The organism is Leucobacter sp. 1207-22, from assembly GCF_052850455.1.
The window spans coordinates 356,551-373,676 of record NZ_VXCR01000001.1 but is presented as its reverse complement, the minus strand read 5'-3'; the positions used below and the strand labels follow the sequence as shown (position 1 = coordinate 373,676).

Below are 17,126 nucleotides of genomic sequence, written 5' to 3'. Positions count from 1 at the left end.
GTCTCGTCTGCGGATAGAGGTGAGCAATTGATCCGCGAATCATGGCCGCTGATATTCAACGTTGTGGAAAATAATCTACAACTGGAGTTGGAAAATTGTCACTGAAACCCCGTCTCTCCGGTCATCCTGTTTCAGGGCTGTTCGAGGCTGTGAGCGGAACAAGTGTTGGGCCTTGATACACGTATGAAACGAGTACCAAGGCCCAACGGTGTGAGTGCAACTCCGGTGAGAGTGCGTCCTCTGAGCGAATGCTTAGAGGGTGTTGCCGAGCTTGAAGCCCTGCTCCTTGTCGCCGTCGCGGGTGTATGAGAACCCGTCGGCGCCGATCGTGACAGCCATCTCAGAGTTATCGGTGCGGCTGATGACGGGCTGGGGGTTGCCGTCGAGGTCGAGAACGAGCGACGCGTCGGTGTACCACGACGGGACAACCGGGTTGCCCCACCAGTCACGGCGCTGGTTGTCGTGTACGTCCCAGGTGATAACGGGGTTATCGGGGTCGCCGGTGTAGTAGTCCTGCGTGTAGATCTCGACGCGGTGTCCGTCGGGATCGCGCAGGTAGAGGTAGAACGCGTTCGATACACCGTGACGGCCGGGGCCGCGCTCGATGTGGTCGCTCAGGCGCAGCGAACCGAGCTTGTCGCAGATCGCGAGAATGTTGTGCTTCTCGTGAGTCGCGAACGCAACGTGGTGCATGCGGGGGCCGTCGCCACCGGTTGCAGCGGTGTCGTGCACGGTGGGCTTGCGGCGCAGCCACGCAGCGTAGACGGTGCCTTCTTCGTCCTGAATGTCCTCAGTCACGCGGAAGCCGAGATCCTGGTAGTGACGGACCGCGCGGGGAACATCTGGCGTGACCTGGTTGAAGTGGTCGAGGCGTACGAGCTCACCTGGAGTGTGCAGGTCGTAACGCCATGAGAGACGCTCGACGTGAGTGGTCTCGAAGAAGAACTCGTATGGGAAGCCGAGGGGATCAACGACGCGAACCGAGTCGCCGATGCCCATGACGAAGCCCTCTGGGTTGCGACGAACGTCGCAGCCGAGTTCGGTGTAGAACGCAACCGCGCGGTCGAGGTCTTCTGCTGAACGGACGCGGTACGAGAATGCGGCCACCGCAGCAATCGGGCCCTTACGGAGCACGAGGTTGTGGTGAATGAACTCTTCGGTTGAACGGAGGTAAACGACCTCGTCGTCCTCAGCGGTGACGTACAGACCGAGTACATCGACGTAGAACTGACGCGACTTCGCGAGGTCGGTCACGACGAGCTCCATGTACGCGCAACGCAGGATGTCGGGTGCCTGCGACTGTGGAGTCGAGACCGGGTTATCGGTCTTGATGGGGGCTTCTTCAGTGACCCAGAAACCGGACGAGGTCTTCTCACGACCCTTGAGATCTGACATTATGCTTCCTTGCGTAATTCGTAAATGTGGTGGGTGCGGATCGGCTACTTGCCGAGTCCAAACTTGGGCGAGTGTGCCTCGTTCAGCGTGATGTGGACAGCCTGCTGATCGGTGTAGAAATCGATCGAGCGGTAGCCGCCCTCGTGGCCGAGGCCAGAAGCCTTGACGCCGCCGAATGGCGTGCGCAGATCGCGGACGTTGTTCGAGTTCAGCCAGACCATGCCTGCCTCGACCGACTGCGCGAAGTTGTGTGCACGCTTGAGGTTCGACGTCCAGATGTATGCCGCGAGGCCGTACTTCGTGTTGTTTGCGAGCTCGAGCGCCTCTTCATCGGTATCAAACGGAGTGATGGCAACGACCGGGCCGAAGATCTCTTCCTGGAAGATACGAGCATCGGGGGCGACGTCTGCAAAGACGGTCGGCGATACAAAGTTTCCAGTGGGGAACTCTGCTGGGCGACCGCCGCCTGCAACGAGACGACCCTCGGTCTTGCCGAGTTCGACGTAGCTCATGACCTTTGCGTAGTGCTCGGGGTGCACGAGCGCGCCAACCTCGGTGGCTGGATCGCTGGGAAGCCCCACGACGACGTTCTTCGCGCGCTCTGCGTACCGCTCGACAAACTCATCGTAGATGTCGCGCTGCACGAGAATTCGGCTGCCAGCGGTGCACCGCTCACCGTTCAGGCTGAAGACGCCGAAGACGGTCGCATCGAGTGCGGCGTCGATGTCTGCATCAGCGAACACCACTGCGGGGCTCTTGCCACCAAGCTCCATTGAGAGGCCCTTGAGGAAAGGTGCCGCGTTACCGAAGATGAGCGAGCCAGTGCTGCTCTCACCGGTGAACGAAATGAGCGGAACATCAGGGTGCTTGACGAGCGCGTCGCCAGCCTCTTCACCGAAGCCGTTGACCAGGTTGAAGACACCGTCGGGAATGCCTGCCTCGCGGAAGATCTCGCCCCACAGCGAAGCCGAAAGGGGAGTGAACTCTGCGGGCTTGAGTACAACGGTGTTACCGGTTGCGAGTGCGGGACCGAGCTTCCATGACTCAAGCATGAAGGGGGTGTTCCACGGGGTGATGAGACCAGCAACACCGATGGGCTTACGGTTCACGTAGTTGATCTGGCGACCGGGAACCTTGAAGGTGTCGTCGTGCTGCGCAACGATCAGATCAGCAAAGAAGCGGAAGTTCTCAGCTGCACGACGTGCCTGGCCCTTTGCCTGCGTGATGGGCAGACCCGAGTCGTAGCTTTCGAGCTGTGCGAGCTGCTCGTCGCGTGACTCAACAATGTCAGCGACCTTGTGCAGAATGCGTGAACGCTCGCGGGGGAGCATCTTGGGCCAGGGGCCCTCGGTGAATGCACGGCGTGCAGCTGCAACAGCAAGGTCAACATCGGCCTTCTGTCCTGCAGCAGCCTGAATGTACGTCTCGTTCGAGACGGGATCGAGCACGTCGAATTCTTCGCCGCCAATCGAGTCAACGAACTTGCCGTCGATAAAGTGGCGGATCTTGTCGGGGAGGCCGGCAGGCTTTTCCTGAATCATGAGTCCTACTTTCTTGGAGGATGAAAATTGAAGTGAATGAAACTAAGCGACCGCTTCAGCGGTGTCGTGGCGCGACTCCTTGCGGTATGCGAGCACGGCGTTGAGCGTGTTCAATCGGTGCTCGCGAGCCGCGAGTTCGATGTCGAACGGGTCAGCATGCGATTCGAGGAGTCGGAGGAGTTCGTCGTGTTCTGCAACGGACTCCTGGGCGCGGCCGGGCACGAAGCTGAACGAAGAATCGCGCAGTACCTTCATGCGGTTCCAGCCGCGGTGAACAAGATCGAGAATGTGCGGGTTCGGGCAGCTCTCAAAGAACACCGAATGGAATTCCTTATTGAGCTCGGTGAACCGGCGTGGGTCAAAGCTTTCGAATGTCTCGCGCATGCTCTCATTGATTGCACGGGCACGAGCAATTTGCTCCGGGGTGACCGAGGGGGCCGCAAGCGCGGTGGCGGATCCTTCAACGAGCGCGAGCGTCTGCATGGTGTGCAGGTATTCGGTCTCTTTGAAAAGTGCGACCTGAGCGCCAACGTTTCGTTCAAAAGTCACTAGCTGCTCTGCCTCAAGGCGTCGGATCGCCTCGCGAACCGGTACCACGGACATGTCAAACTCGGAAGCCAAGCTTGCAAGCACGAGGCGGAAGCCTGGGCCGTACTCGCCGCTCTCGATCCGCGCCTTGATCTTGAGGTAGGCAACCTCAGACTTTGAACGTGTGGTCATGATTACGCGCCCTTGCCTGCAGCGAGCTCTGCCTCATAGCGCGCACGCCACTCAGCATTCATGGGGAACAGGCCGTCGACCTTGGCTCCCGCGGCAACCTGGTCAGCTACCCATGCGTCCTCTGCCTCCTGCTTTGCGGAGTCGCGGGCGACTTCTTCGAGCAGGAACGGCGGGATGACGATGACTCCGTCACGGTCGCCCATGATGACATCGCCCGGCTGAACTGCTGCGCCGCCGCATGCGATGGTGACGTCGGTCTCCCATGGCACATGGCGACGGCCAAGCACGCTGGGATGCGCGCCCTGCGAGAAGACTGGAATTGAGAACTCCTCAACTGCTGAGTAGTCGCGCACGCCTCCATCGGTGACGATGCCAGCCGCTCCCCGGAACTGTGCCCGGAGCGCGAGTACGTCGCCGACGGTGCCGGTCTCACGAACGCCACGAGCCTCAACGACGAGCACTTCACCCTCGTTGACGCTGTCGAATGCACGCTTCTGAGCGTTGTATCCGCCACCGTACTTCTTGAACAGATCGGGGCGGAACGGAATGAATCGAAGCGTCTTTGCGATACCGAGAATGCGATCGCCCTCGTGATTCGGGTGCACGCCATCGATGAAGATGTCGACATAGCCGCGCTTGCGCAGCGCAGCAGAAACGGTTGCAACCGCAACGCCGTCGAGCAGCTCGCGAAGTTCTGCGGTGAGCGGGTGTGTCTCGACCGGAGCGTCAAGCGGAGACGCCTTGCCAGCCGCAACCGCCGCAGCGTGCTCGTCTTCACTGCCCCAGGCCTCGATGCGCTGGAGATCGTTGATCGCAGGCTTCGAACCGAAATCGCCGAATGCCTTGGAGCCCTGCGTGACGGTCGTGACGAGACGACCGGTGGTCGGAGCTCCTGGCGCGTTTGGCGCATCGACCTCGACCTCGACGACGTCGCCTGGCACGACAACTGAAGAGCCAGCCGGAGTTCCGGTAAGAATCACGTCGCCGGTCTCGAGCGTCATGTGCTGAGAGAGGTCAGCGACGAGCTGACCAAAGGAAAACTTCAACGTATCGCTGGTGTCGTTCTGAACGAGCTCGCCGTTGACCCAGGTGCGAACGCGCCAGCTGTCTTGGTCAATACCATCGGTCGAGATCGCGACAGGACCAATGGGAGTGTAGCCGTCGCCGCCCTTGTTGCGAACGTTTGAGCCCTTGTCTGCTGCACGCAGATCGTACAGGCCGAAATCGTTTGCGGCGGTCACATGCGAGACGTGGCTCCAGCCGTCTTCGGGGGAGACCCAGTGTGCTGGCTTGCCAATGACAAGCGCCACCTCACCCTCGAAGCCGAGGAGTTCGGTGCCAGCCGGGCGTTCGATCGTTGCGCCGGTGGGGGCGAGTGATGACGCGGGCTTGAAGAAGTACGAGGGGAACTCAGGAGTGCGACCGCGCTGCGCAATGCGCGACGGGTAATTGAGATGCACAGCAATGATCTTGCCGGGGGTCTCAATTCCGAGTGAATCGATGCCGAACGTCATGACAACCTCTGCTTCTTTGCTTAATGATATTTCTTATCGTATACGATCTGGAGAGATTTGTGAACTTCCAGACCCTGGGAGCTTGTTAGTAGCTTGCGCGGGGCGCGGATCCGCCCGCATCGCCGCGGAAGCTGTCAACCAATGCCTCGGTCTGACGTGCAAGAATCGCGACATCCGCACCAACTGCCACGAAGGATGCACCGGCAGCGATGTACCGATCCGCATCCGCGCGGACAAACGCGTTCACGCCGACCGGCTTGCCAGCGGCTCGTGCAGCAGCGATCACTTCGAGAACGCGTGTGACAACATCAGGATGGTTCTGCTGGCCGAGCAGACCCATTGACGCAGCAAGGTCGGAGGGCCCGATGAAGATCGCATCGATGCCGTCGACCGCGAGGATTTCGGCCGCATTACGGACAGCTTCGGCTGACTCGATTTGCACGGTGAGGCTGATCGTCTCGGATGCGCGACCAAGGTAGCCCTCGACGCGATTCCAGCGTGCGGATCGGGCAAGCGCCGAGCCAACTCCGCGCACGCCGCCATTCGTGCTCCCGTCCGGGTATCGCACTGCGCGAACGAGTCGAGCAGCCTGCTCGGCGGAATCGACCATGGGGATGAGAAGGTTCTGTGCTCCGAGGTCGAGGTACTGCTTGATCGTTACCGTGTCGCCATGAGGTGGGCGCACGAGTGGTGCGACTGGATACGCGGACATTGCGTAGAGCTGAGCGAGCACAGACTCGAGTCCATTTGGTGAATGTTCTGCGTCGAGCAGCACCCAATCGCAGCCGCTGCCTGCCACGATCTCAGCAGTAATGGGACTTCCGGCACACGCCCACAGGCCAATCAGGGGACGGCTTGCCTCGGCTGTTGTCGACTCGGCGATCCGCTGAGTGAGCGTCGCGGGAAGGTTTAGACGAATCGGCATGTGACTGATCCAAGCTCTGCGTAGTCAGCGTGAACGGTGTCACCGCGTTCCACCCACATGGGCTTCGTGAACGAACCAGCGAGGATGATCTCACCAGCTTCAAGCGACTGCCCGTGCTGGGCAAGCTTGTTCGCAAGCCATGCCACGCCAAGTGCGGGGTGACCAAGAATTGCGCCTGCAACGCCCGAGTCCTCGATGGTTTCGTTGCGGTAGAGGAGTGCCTTGGCCCAGGTGAGGTCGATTTCGTCAACCTTGACCGGGCGTCCACCGATGACCATTGCGCCCATTGCGGCGTTGTCGCTGATGGTGTCGACAATCGTGCGACCCTCAAGCTCGAGATGCGAGTTGAGGATTTCGAGTGCGGGAACAACGTAGGCGGTGGCATCGAGAACGTCAAAGATTGTGACGTTTGGGCCCGAGAGTGGCTTCGCAAGCACGAATGCGAGCTCGACCTCAATGCGCACATTTGAGAAACGGTCAAACTCGATGACTGCGCCTGACTCGTGCACCATGTCGTCGTGAATGACGCCGTAGTCCGGCTCGGAAATGCCAGTCGCGACCTGCATCACCTTCGAAGTGAGGCCGATCTTGTGGCCGACGAGCTTTGCGCCGTTTGCGATGCGGCGGTCTGACCATTCCTTTTGGATGGCGTAGGAGTCTTCGATAACCATGCCCGGGTAGCGGCTGGTGAGCTTGGGGAGGATGGTGCGGTCGCGATCCGCCTGCACCAATTCCTCTGCAATTGCTGTGATCTGTGCCTGCTCGAGCATGTGCCCTCCCAATCTGCGACTGCGCTGCCGCGTAAGACTTGCTCAAATCGTATACGATCCACTGGCTTGTGTGCCAGCGTGATCCTGAGGGAAATGTGTTCGATAGTTAAACACTGCTCTGGTCAGGTATTTTCTCCGAACGGAGATGTCCGTTGGGTGAGTTGCGCGCGCGGGGTGATCCCCTTTACGATGTGGGGAATCGTATACGATCTCGTAATTTCGGTGATCGTCTACGCACAGGCGCTAAATAGGGTGGCGCCGCAATGTAGCGGCAATTCGGGCGCCGTTGCACTCAACACACATTCAGACAAGGAAGTCGGAACAACGATGTCTTCATCAACTGTCACGGCGGCGCAACAACGTGAGTTGCGCAAGGTGGCCGCGGCCACAGTTATCGGTACCACCATTGAGTGGTACGACTTTTTCCTCTACGCAAGCGCAGCGGGACTCGTCTTCAACAAGCTGTTCTTCGAGCCGGTGGGTTCGGAATACGGCACCATCATTTCCTTCTTCACCGTCGGTGTGAGCTTCCTCTTCCGTCCGCTTGGCGCATTCCTCGCAGGTCACTTTGGTGACCGTCTGGGACGCAAGAAGATGCTCGTCCTCACACTCGTCTTGATGGGTGCGGCGACAACCCTCATTGGTCTGCTCCCGACCTACGCGCAGATTGGTGTCGCGGCGCCGCTGCTGCTCGTACTGTTGCGCGTACTGCAGGGCCTTTCGACCGGCGGCGAGTGGGGCGCTGCCGTGCTCATGGCAGTCGAGCATGCGCCAGCTGGCAAGCGCGGCCGTATGGGTGCGTTCCCGCAGATCGGTGTGCCCATCGGACTGCTGCTCGCATCTGGCATGCTCGCCCTCATGACCGGCGTCATTTCGCCAGGTGAAGCCTTCCTCGAGTGGGGCTGGCGTATTCCGTTCCTGCTGAGCATCGTGCTGGTTATCGTGGGCTTCGCGGTTCGTCGCTCGGTCGAAGAGAGCCCCGTCTTTACCGAGATATCTGAGCGCAAGCAGCAGACCAAGGTACCCGCAGCACAGCTCTTCAAGAAGCACTGGCTGCTCGTGATCTTCGCCGCATTCACCTTCGCGGGCAACAATGCTGCGGGCTACATGACCACCGGTGGCTACATCCAGAACTACGCGACCACTCCGATCGCAGAAGGCGGCCTCGTCGGCATGGAGCGCACACCGGTGCTGCTCGCCGTCGCTGGCGCATCGGTTGTCTGGCTGATCGTCACGTACTTCGCGGCAGTGATCTCAGACCGCATCGGCCGAAAGAAGACCTACATCTTTGGCTGGATCGCATTCCTCGCGGTCATCTTCATTCTGTTCCCGCTCGTCAACACCGGAAACGTCTGGCTACTCTTCCTCGGCCTGTCGCTCTTCGCGATTGGTAACGGCTTCACCTACGGACCCCAGGCTGCGTACTTCGCTGAGCTGTTCCCTGCGTCGATCCGCTACTCGGGTGTCTCGATCACCTACGCGATTGGTGCAATTCTCGGTGGTGCGTTCGCTCCGATGATCGCGACCTGGCTCGTGAAGAGCACGGGCAGTGCGTCATCTGTCGCGTTCTACATTGCTGGCGTGCTCGTCGTCGCGTTCATTGCGACGCTGCTGCTGCGCGACCGCACGGATATTCCGCTTGATCCTGACAGTGAAGAGATCCAAGAAAAGGGGCACTTCATCTGGGAAAAGGCGCACAACGCCTAGTTCTCTGAACTGCGGAGCGGGGGCTCGGTGCATTGCGCGCCGGGCCCCCGCTTTGTGCGTTGTGCGTGGCCGCGGCTGGGGTGAAGTGAGCTGAGCTTCGTTGAGTCGCGCCGAGGTAAGTGCTCCCCAACTCTGGAGAACGGCCGTAGACCAGACGAATCTGGAGCTTTTCATGCTGATGAAGGCCGCTTTGCAGACGAGGGTGCGAAGGCTGCCGCGGTTGGCCGCGGGCCAACCTTGCCATTTGCTGGGTGCGGTGCGGTAGCAATGGTAGGCCTATGGGTGGCGGGGCTGTGTGCGGGTCGGGCAGAAGGGTCTCCGGAGATATGTAATCGGCCTCCAATATGTTGAATCTCCATGAAAACTACATATTGAAGGCCGATTCCAGTTTGGAGGCAAAAGTCTGGCTTTCAGTTGGACCAGAAAGCACCCGCAAGCGGCGTTTGGTTCTCCGCCGATGTTGCCCGCGGGTTCCGACCGAGGCTTTGCTGAGTGTCCGCCGCTCCGCTGAGTGTCCGCCGCTCCGCTTAGTGTCCGCCGCCCGTGTACGGGCCGGTCTTCGCGAGGCGCTCCATATGAGCTGCCAATGCAAAGCGCGGATCGATGGTGTGCTCCTCACCCGTGACGAGCTGCGCCGCCCACTCGCCAATCTTCGGAGCGAACTTGAACCCGTGACCCGACAGGCCTGTCAGCGTGACGACGCGGCCACTCTCGCTTCGGTCGACGACGGGGAGACGGTCTGGCGTGTACGCACAGTGGTGCACGCTTTCGCGGACGGGTTCGGGATTGATGCCATCAAAGAGTTCCGCGGCGCGCTGACCGATTTTGATGAGTTCCTCGCGCGTGTGGTGCTTCGGTACCTCGGATACATCACGGAAAACAGGCCACTCTGGGTTCGTGCACGCCTTGAATGCGTAGCCGTCGAAGCTTGGCGCACCGAAGAAGTGCACTGGACCCGAGTCGCGTAGAAACACGGGGAACTTGTCTGGCACAAACGCAGCAGGATCGCGGGGCATGAACCAGGTGAGGCCGAGCACCTGCAAGCGCAGGAGCTCATCAAGCTCGGGCGAGAGTCGCGTCGACCATGACCCCGACGCGACGACGACCGACTGCGTGAGCCACGACCCCTGTGTGGTGCGCACGACGACACCGTCCGCACGCTCTTCAATTCCGATGACTTCGGTATTGAAGAACAGACGGGCGCCATTGCGCTCGGCGACATCGAGCGCGCTCATGACGGCGACCTCTGGGCGCAGCCCACCACCCTGCTCATCGAAAAGCGCGATGTCATCGTCGCCGATGATGTGCTGCGGGTATTCCGCGCGCAGTTCCGCTGCTGAAAGGACTCGGTGCGGGAGGTCGAATTCCTTGACAGTTCCAAGCGCCACCTGCAGGTCTGGGAAGTCAGCAGGAGCAATACTCAGGCAACCGACCTCGGTGTAGATATCGCGCCCGGAGTCCGCCTCAAGTTCGCGCCACAGCGTACGCGAGCGCTGAATCATGCGAACGTACGTGCCACCCTCGTGCACCGCGGTGCGGAAGACGCGCGACTCACCAGCGTAGGAGCCGTGCGAGTGGACGCGGCCGTATTGCTCGATGCCGACAACGTCGAGTCCCTCTCGCTTACTCAGCTGCCAGAGCGCCATCGAGCCAACCGCGCCAGTGCCGATGACGAGAACGTCAGTTTTCTGGAGTTCCATTTCTCTTTCCTCCGTAATTCTGTGTGCGTTGTGCACAAGACATGCGTTGAGGGGCGCGGATCGTCTCCCACGTTCGCGATCCGCGATCCGCGCCCCGACAAGGCGTCTAGGCGAGTGCGGGCTTGTCCCACAGGTTCAGCTTGGTGCCGATACCCAGCTCGAGTGCGTTGCGGTAGAGCTTTGTGGCCCAGGCTACGTCTTCGGTTGGCATGCCACCGACCGAATAGATGAAGACCTCATCGTCATGTGCGCGACCTGGGGTGTGCCCCAGGAGAATTTCACCCATATCTTCGAACTGCTCGGGCTGCATGCGACCGTCGCGGATACGGTCGACAAGGTGCATTCCCCAGATGCCCACGGTTTCGTGTGCTGGGGCGGGAAGTTCCTCGGCCCACGCCTGGTAGATCTTGCGGGCGTCGGCGACGTGACGTGAACGAAGGGTGAGTTCCTCGTCGAGGGCAAGGTGCGCTGAGCAGCAGATGAATGCGCCCGGCTTCACCCATTCGCTCGCGATGAACGGATAGTGCTCTGATCCCATCGGGCTTGGCACCGCGATGCTTACGATGTCGGCGTCGCGCACCGCGTGTTCGATGTCAGCAACCTGCTCGACGACGAGGTGTGGGAAGGTCGTGTTTGTCCACTCAGTGAATGCATCAATGCTGGACTGGCTGCGCCCGGCCACCTTGACAGTGGTGATGCCTGGACGTGCGGCGATAAAGGCTTCGAGTGAGGTGCGATTCATCGGTCCCGGCCCGACGATACCGACGACCTTGGCATCTTCGCGCGCGAGTTCCTTGGCACCGACGCCAGGGATCGCTCCGGTCCGATACGCGCTCAGCAGGTTGGCGCTCATGATGGCGAGGGGAGCGCCCGTGTCCTTGTCGCTCAGGGTGAACATGAGGATGGAGCGTGGCAGCCCCTTCTTCTTGTTCTCCACGTTCGAGCCGTACCACTTGCAGCCAACGGTCTGGAACTCGCCTCCGAGATAAGCGGGCATCGCCATGAAGCGGCGATCGGGGCCATCGAGCGGCATGCCTGCGAAGGGCGATTCTGTCGGGAAATAGATCTGTGCACCGTGCGAATTATTCTCGCTGCCTGCCATGCGGTAGTCACCTGCCGCGAACAGCTTGAGGAGGTCACTCATGGTCTCGACGCATGCGGCCATGTCGGTCACGCCGGCAGAGATCATGTCCTTCTCATCGAGGTACAGGAAGTCGATCTGGGTGTCGGTCATGTGAATCTCCAATGATCTGTGAATGACGTGTGTGGGGCGCGGATCGCGAGGATGCTGATCCGCGAAAGCTGTGGGGCCTCAGGTGTCGAACTGGGCAGCAGACTTGATGATCTGGCGCAGGTAGTGGAGCGCTGAGTCGATTTCACCCGGTGCGACGAGCTGTTGAAACACCATGCCGTCGAGCGCGAACCAGATGGTTTCTGCGAGTCCGGCCTGGTGCAGACCGAGATGGGCGAGCTGAGTTGAGATTGCCGTGCGGTAGGTCTCGTAGTACCGATCAACGTGTGGCTGGAGCTCAGGTCGGCGGCGCGATTCGAGAAGCAGCTCATATTGGAACGCGTGGATGTCTTCTTGGCGGCGAGCGAGCGTTTCGAGCCCTGCAGCGAAGTCGCGGTAACTTGCAGCCGGCTGACGCATGCTTGATGCTTCAAGGCTTTGGTCGATCGAGTAGTCGAGCGCCTGCGCGATGAGTTGGTCGCGGCAACCGAAGTGGTACCTCACGAGGCTGTGTGAGACACCGGCCTCAGCAGCGATCGCGCGGTAGGTGAGGGCGCGCAGCCCACCCTGCGCGACGACGGTGACCGTCGCACGAAGGAGGGCCTCGCGGCCCGGTTGAGCAGGCGCATTCTGCTCAACCGGGAGAGTGGCTGTCGACATTACTCGCCTACGACCTCAATGAGTTCGGTGCCGTAAGCACCGGGCTCTGTGCCGTGACCGATCTGCTGGTACAGCTCAGGCTTACGCTTGCGCAGCACGTTCGCCCAGATGACGCCGATGACGAGCGCGAGCACGATGATGCCTGGGAGCAAGAATGTGGTGACATCGGCCTGTTCCTGATCGAGCATGAGCTGGAAGTTCATGAGGATCATGACGAACATTGCGACAAGCAGGATGCCTGAGAGTGCTGGGGCGATGATCCGCACCCATGCGCTCTTGCCGTGCGGCATGCGTCGGAAGTACCCAATCACCGCGAACGCAGCGAGGCCCATGAGGAGGACAAGACCGGCAGCGCCAGTATTCGTCAGCCAGGTAAACATGGTGAGCACGGGGAAGAGGAATGACATGTCACCGAGCATGGCCTCGGCACCGCCGAAGGCGTCTCCCGCGAGTGCGAAACCAGCGACGACGACTGCAGCGATGATGGTCTGTGTGACCGAGCCAGCCCAAGGGGCTCCCGACTGTGACGTGCGCGCGAAGCTCTGCGGAAGCACGCCCTCGCGGCCGAGTGAGTACAGGTAGCGTGCAACTGCATTGTGGAAGGCCTGCAAGGCAGCGAAGAGGCTCGTGATGAAGAGAATCGTCATGATGTCAGCAATGAGGACACCGACGTGGTCAGTCATAAACACGAACATGAGGTCGGGGCCGAATTCGCGTGAGGAATCGACGATGCTGCTCGGGCCAATACCAACCGAGAACGCCCACGCGCTGAACGCGTAGAAGAGGCCGATGATTGCGACTGCCGCATAGGTGGCGCGAGGGACGGTCCGCTTCGGATCCTTGGCCTCTTCGCCATAAATTGCGCCCGACTCGAAGCCCATGAATGCTGCGACGCCGAAGACGAGAATGAGACCGAGCTCAGGGCCGAAAAGTGCCGCCGGGTTCAGCGCGGCGGTTGTGACGCCTTCTGGGGCGACGGTGAATGACACGATATCGAAGACGATGACTGCGACAAACTCGAGCGCGACGAGTACGCCGAGCACCTTTGCGCTGAGGTCAACGCGATTCACGCCGAGGATCGCAACGACGACAATGCACAGGCCAACCCATACCCACCACGGCGATGCGAAGCCGAACTTGGCTTCGAGGAACACCGAGAGCTGGAATCCGAAAAGTCCGTAAATGCCGATCTGCATTGCGTTGTATGAGACGAGTGCGATGAACGCGCCGCCAACGCCGAGTGCGCGACTCAGGCCCTGTGAGACGTATGCGTAGAACGCACCCGCGTTGGTGACGAAGCGTCCCATTGCGGTGTATCCGACGGTGAACAGAGCGAGGATCGCAGCAATGAGCAGGAAGCCGAGCGGCACACCGAGGGAGCCAGTCACCGCGAACGAAGTGGTGACGCCGCCAGCGACCACGGTGAGTGGTGCCGAAGCGGCGATGATCATGAGCGTGATCGATGGCACGCCCAGTACGCGACGGCTGAGGCCCTCATCACTGGCCTCGGTTGGTTGCGAAAGTTTGTGGTCTTGCAGGGTCATCGTTGATCTCCTTCACGGGCTGGCAACGCTGCCGATTCGCTCCATGTAGCGCGAGAATCCCGTTCTTCTCAACGAGTGTAAATACGGGACTGTCCAACTGGAAAGTCGATCCGTGTGCTGGCAGTGCAAGGGGTATGACAATCCGTGCAGGGTTCGTGTGGGGTGATGATCCGCGCCCAAAAAACGCACAAAGGGCGTCGTAGGAATTCCCTACGACGCCCAATTGAGCGATCGGTGTGACCGGAGTGATCCGTGCTCGCGACTCGTTAGCCGCTGATGACGTGCGGCTCTGCGACAGCCTTCAGACCCTCAACACCGAACTCCCGACCGTAGCCCGACTGCTTTGCGCCGCCGAAGGGAATCATCGGGTGGAGTCCGCCATGCGAGTTGATCCAGGTGGTGCCTGCCTGCATGCGCGATGCAATCGCAAGGGCCTTCGCGCGATCGCTCGACCAGACCGATGAGCCAAGCCCGAATTCGAGCGCGTTTGCCTGCGCGACCACATCATCAAGATCGGAGTAGCGGATCACGGGAAGCGCGGGGCCGAACTGCTCCTCAAGTACGAGCTCGTGCTGCGGATCAATATCGGTAATGATCGTCGTGGGGTAGAAGTTGCCAGCTGCATCACGATCAGGGTTGCCGCCGAGCGCCACGGTTGCGCCGGATGCCTTCGCAGATTCGACCAGCCGGTCGACGACCTCAAACTGCTTGCGGTTCTGCAGCGGACCGAGCAGGTTCTGCTCATCAAGTCCAACGCCCATTGGCACAGCCGCGGCAAACTTCACGAGCTCCGCGACGACTGCATCGTAGACATCGTCATGCACATACAGACGCTTCAGCGCTGCACAGGTCTGGCCGGTGTTGATAAACGCGCCCCAGAAGAGATCTTCGGCAATTGCTGCCGGATCCACATCTGGAAGCACGATGCCAGCATCGTTACCGCCCAGCTCGAGCGTGAGGCGGGTGACGTTGGGAGCTGAAGCCTCAATGATGTTCTTGCCGACCGGGGTGGACCCGGTGAACATAATCTTGCCAATCTTCGGGCTGCGGGTCAGGGCGTCACCGACGGTGCGGCCAGGGCCAGCGACGATGTTCAGCACTCCCGCTGGCAGGACCTGATTCATGACCTTCACGAGTGCAAGCACCGAAAGCGCGGTCGTGTCGGCTGGCTTAATGACCACCGTATTACCCATGCGCAGCGAGGGAGCGATCTGCCAGATCGAGATCATGAGCGGCCAGTTCCAGGGCGAGATCGCGCCGACGACGCCGATCGGACGGTAGTGCATCTCTGCATAGCCTGACTCGTCATCGACGAGCACTTCAACGGGAAGGGGAGTGTCAGCTGGCGTGCGGGTCCAGGCAACGCATCCGCCAACCTCGAAGCGAGCGTTCGGGCCGTTGAGTGGCTTGCCCTGCTCGCGCGAAAGCAACTCGGCGAGCGCCTCAGCTGAAGCTTCGATCGCGTCGGCTGCCTGGTGCAGGTACGCCGAACGTTCCTCGTGGCTGAGCGCTGCCCACGCGGGCTGCGCGGCTTCGGCGGTGTCAATTGCGGCTTCGAGATCGGCGATGCCCTGCACTGGCGCATCACCAATCTTCGCGTCGGTCGCCGGGTCGAATACCTCGCGCGTCTCACCGCTGGTCGGGGTGATCGCTGCGAGCAACTTCTCGTAGGTTTCCATTGGAGCCTCCACTTTGAGTCCTGTAGTTCGTTCCAGGCTACGCTTGCCTGCGCAGCGGAGGCTTGTCGCCGCAGGAAGCGTCGTTGACTTTCCGTGCCGAGGTTGCCGGATTGGGTTCGTGCCGCGCGCTGGTCGCTAGCGCTTCGCTTGCCGCTTGCCCATCTTCTGCCCTTCTTCGCCCATCTTCTGCCCTCGTCTGCTTTTCTTCGCCCCTCGTCTGCAAAACGGCCGTAGTCATGATGCTTTTGGCCGGTTTCTATGAGGCGAAGGTCGAATCTACAGACGAGGGGAGATGGGTGGCTGCTTGTAGTCCGGGGCGACAGGACTCCGGGAGGCCAGCCTTCGGGAGACCAGCCCTCGGGAAGCGGGGCTCCGCACAGCAAGGTACCGGCGGGGCAGGGAAGCGGAGAGGCAGTGAGCCGCGGCGGCACTTGGCCTACATGTGGCGAAACTCGCTCGGTGCAACTCCATACGTTGACTTGAAAACACGGCTGAAGTGCGCCGCGTCGGGGAAGCCCCAACGGCTGGCAATTGCCGAGACCGTGCGATCCGCCAATACGGGGTCGAGCAGGTCGGTACGGCAGCGCTCGAGACGGCGCTCGCGGATCCACGTCGACACCGTCGAACCCGACTGCTTGAACAGAGCGTGCAGGTGGCGCGTGGAGATGAAGTGCGCACCAGCGATTGACCCGGGGGACAGTGTTGGGGAACCGAGATTGAGCTCGATGTAGCTCGTGATCTTCTGCAGCATGACTTGGTGCGGATCGCGCTGGGCAGGATCCGCGTCAAGAATGCTTGAGAAGAGGGTGCTCATGAGGTCGAGGCTCGTGTGCGCGAGCTTTGCGCGGAGCCGCTCATCAAGAGGTGCGAGCTGCGTTGGGAACTGAGACAGGAACGCGGTGATGACGGGCGCGAGTCCCTGGTGTTCTGCGTTGAGCGAGGTCGCAGTCAGCTGCTCGGTGAAGGGGATCGGGAGTTCGAGACTGTCCTTGGGGAACATCATGATGAGGTTGCGGAAGTCCTGATCGAACAGCAGCGAGTACGGGCGCGACGTGTCGTACACCGACAGATCGCCAGCGCGAAGGACGATTTCGCGGCCATCCTGCACAAGAATGCTTGAGCCTGAGAGCATGAGGCTGACTTTGTAGAATCCGCTCCCGCCGGCTGCGATGGTCTCAGGGGTGCGTTCGACAAGGTGTGGGCGTGCCACGACCTCGGTAAACATTACGTCATCGGCTGGCTCAGCAGAGGTGCGACCGACGAATGGTTCGTCCTGTTCGGTGCTGATCTTGAGCGGCACGAATGAGGAATTGATCAGACTGTTGAATTGCTCGACACCACTGGTGTTGCCTGCGATCTGCATCTGTACTCACCTCATTGTTGTGCAGTGCGGCGGGCGAACCCACCTTCTTGCCGAGAGACTACACCTTGATGCTCAGAAGTCCACTTCCGCTCGGGCGGTCGGCAGGGTGTGGGCCTCACGGTGACTGGGTCCAGTGAAAATGACGCCCGGCCACGGGCCGGCCCACTTCTTTTCTTGGCGGTAGTGGTTTTAGGTGAACCAATGAGGCCGCTTGTGCGCCAAAGTGCATCGAGGTCGTGCTGAGCGGGCGTCGCGCGGGTGTCACCCCGGCGAAAAGGGGCCTTTCTCGCAAAAACCAGGGTTTCATGCGCATGAAACGGGTGTTTTCGGGAGAAAGGCCCCTTTTCGCCGAGTTGGACCGGGCGGAAGTGGAGCAG

The 17,126-nt window shown here is 60.7% G+C and carries 13 protein-coding genes; 1 reads left to right on the top strand and 12 read right to left on the bottom strand.

Going from position 1 to position 17,126, the window contains the following annotated elements:
* Positions 1 to 252: 252 nt before the first annotated feature.
* The 6 genes from hpaD to hpaH form a co-directional block, all read right to left on the bottom strand.
* Complete coding sequence (hpaD, locus tag FW756_RS01660; protein WP_446428441.1) at positions 253 to 1,395, bottom strand: 3,4-dihydroxyphenylacetate 2,3-dioxygenase; 1,143 nt, start codon at positions 1,393 to 1,395, stop codon at positions 253 to 255.
* A 44-nt stretch (positions 1,396 to 1,439) separates the two neighbouring features.
* Positions 1,440 to 2,936, bottom strand: coding sequence for a 5-carboxymethyl-2-hydroxymuconate semialdehyde dehydrogenase (gene hpaE, locus FW756_RS01655; protein ID WP_446428440.1), 1,497 nt, complete (start codon positions 2,934 to 2,936; stop codon positions 1,440 to 1,442).
* A gap of 42 nt (positions 2,937 to 2,978) precedes the next feature.
* Positions 2,979 to 3,656 carry a GntR family transcriptional regulator gene (locus tag FW756_RS01650; protein ID WP_446428439.1) on the bottom strand — a complete coding sequence of 226 codons (678 nt, stop codon included), beginning with the start codon at positions 3,654 to 3,656 and terminating at the stop codon, positions 2,979 to 2,981.
* A 2-nt stretch (positions 3,657 to 3,658) separates the two neighbouring features.
* Positions 3,659 to 5,170 (bottom strand): fumarylacetoacetate hydrolase family protein, encoded by a 1,512-nt coding sequence (locus tag FW756_RS01645; protein WP_446428438.1) that lies wholly within the window; start codon positions 5,168 to 5,170, stop codon positions 3,659 to 3,661.
* 85 nt (positions 5,171 to 5,255) lie between these two features.
* Positions 5,256 to 6,095 carry an HpcH/HpaI aldolase family protein gene (locus FW756_RS01640; protein WP_446428437.1) on the bottom strand — a complete coding sequence of 280 codons (840 nt, stop codon included), beginning with the start codon at positions 6,093 to 6,095 and terminating at the stop codon, positions 5,256 to 5,258.
* On the bottom strand, positions 6,080 to 6,865 hold the full coding sequence (hpaH, locus tag FW756_RS01635) for a 2-oxo-hept-4-ene-1,7-dioate hydratase (RefSeq protein ID WP_446428436.1): 786 nt from the start codon (positions 6,863 to 6,865) through the stop codon (positions 6,080 to 6,082). Before hpaH ends, FW756_RS01640 begins: the two co-directional genes overlap by 16 nt.
* A gap of 327 nt (positions 6,866 to 7,192) precedes the next feature.
* Between hpaH and FW756_RS01630 the strand changes: the two genes are divergently transcribed.
* Positions 7,193 to 8,572, top strand: coding sequence for an MFS transporter (locus tag FW756_RS01630; RefSeq protein WP_446428435.1), 1,380 nt, complete (start codon positions 7,193 to 7,195; stop codon positions 8,570 to 8,572).
* A gap of 527 nt (positions 8,573 to 9,099) precedes the next feature.
* On the opposite strand, the gene solA is transcribed toward FW756_RS01630, so the two are convergent.
* The 6 genes from solA to FW756_RS01600 all read right to left on the bottom strand — a co-directional run bounded on the left by solA (position 9,100) and on the right by FW756_RS01600 (position 16,749).
* Positions 9,100 to 10,272, bottom strand: coding sequence for an N-methyl-L-tryptophan oxidase (gene solA, locus FW756_RS01625; protein WP_446428434.1), 1,173 nt, complete (start codon positions 10,270 to 10,272; stop codon positions 9,100 to 9,102).
* Between the two features lie 106 nt (positions 10,273 to 10,378).
* The gene (locus FW756_RS01620) at positions 10,379 to 11,506 is read right to left on the bottom strand and encodes a tyramine oxidase subunit B (RefSeq protein ID WP_446428433.1); all 1,128 of its coding nucleotides are present in this window, start codon (positions 11,504 to 11,506) and stop codon (positions 10,379 to 10,381) included.
* A 78-nt stretch (positions 11,507 to 11,584) separates the two neighbouring features.
* The gene (locus tag FW756_RS01615) at positions 11,585 to 12,163 is read right to left on the bottom strand and encodes a TetR/AcrR family transcriptional regulator (protein ID WP_446428432.1); all 579 of its coding nucleotides are present in this window, start codon (positions 12,161 to 12,163) and stop codon (positions 11,585 to 11,587) included.
* Positions 12,163 to 13,707, bottom strand: coding sequence for an APC family permease (locus FW756_RS01610; RefSeq protein WP_446428431.1), 1,545 nt, complete (start codon positions 13,705 to 13,707; stop codon positions 12,163 to 12,165). Before FW756_RS01610 ends, FW756_RS01615 begins: the two co-directional genes overlap by 1 nt.
* A 266-nt stretch (positions 13,708 to 13,973) precedes the next feature.
* Positions 13,974 to 15,386: an aldehyde dehydrogenase family protein gene (locus FW756_RS01605; RefSeq protein ID WP_446428430.1), complete on the bottom strand. Its 1,413-nt coding sequence runs from the start codon at positions 15,384 to 15,386 to the stop codon at positions 13,974 to 13,976.
* Positions 15,387 to 15,822: 436 nt separating this feature from the next.
* Positions 15,823 to 16,749, bottom strand: a complete 927-nt coding sequence (locus FW756_RS01600; RefSeq protein ID WP_446428429.1) for an AraC-like ligand-binding domain-containing protein — start codon at positions 16,747 to 16,749, stop codon at positions 15,823 to 15,825.
* Positions 16,750 to 17,126: the final 377 nt, after the last annotated feature.

Coding starts and splice junctions, on each gene's coding strand:
- FW756_RS01610 (WP_446428431.1), bottom strand. CDS start 13,707: ATGACCCTGCAAGACCACAAACTTTCGCAACCAACCGAGGCCAGTGAT.
- FW756_RS01615 (WP_446428432.1), bottom strand. CDS start 12,163: ATGTCGACAGCCACTCTCCCGGTTGAGCAGAATGCGCCTGCTCAACCG.
- hpaE (WP_446428440.1), bottom strand. CDS start 2,936: ATGATTCAGGAAAAGCCTGCCGGCCTCCCCGACAAGATCCGCCACTTT.
- FW756_RS01645 (WP_446428438.1), bottom strand. CDS start 5,170: ATGACGTTCGGCATCGATTCACTCGGAATTGAGACCCCCGGCAAGATC.
- FW756_RS01640 (WP_446428437.1), bottom strand. CDS start 6,095: ATGCCGATTCGTCTAAACCTTCCCGCGACGCTCACTCAGCGGATCGCC.
- hpaH (WP_446428436.1), bottom strand. CDS start 6,865: ATGCTCGAGCAGGCACAGATCACAGCAATTGCAGAGGAATTGGTGCAG.
- solA (WP_446428434.1), bottom strand. CDS start 10,272: ATGGAACTCCAGAAAACTGACGTTCTCGTCATCGGCACTGGCGCGGTT.
- hpaD (WP_446428441.1), bottom strand. CDS start 1,395: ATGTCAGATCTCAAGGGTCGTGAGAAGACCTCGTCCGGTTTCTGGGTC.
- FW756_RS01630 (WP_446428435.1), top strand. CDS start 7,193: ATGTCTTCATCAACTGTCACGGCGGCGCAACAACGTGAGTTGCGCAAG.
- FW756_RS01605 (WP_446428430.1), bottom strand. CDS start 15,386: ATGGAAACCTACGAGAAGTTGCTCGCAGCGATCACCCCGACCAGCGGT.
- FW756_RS01620 (WP_446428433.1), bottom strand. CDS start 11,506: ATGACCGACACCCAGATCGACTTCCTGTACCTCGATGAGAAGGACATG.
- FW756_RS01650 (WP_446428439.1), bottom strand. CDS start 3,656: ATGACCACACGTTCAAAGTCTGAGGTTGCCTACCTCAAGATCAAGGCG.
- FW756_RS01600 (WP_446428429.1), bottom strand. CDS start 16,749: ATGCAGATCGCAGGCAACACCAGTGGTGTCGAGCAATTCAACAGTCTG.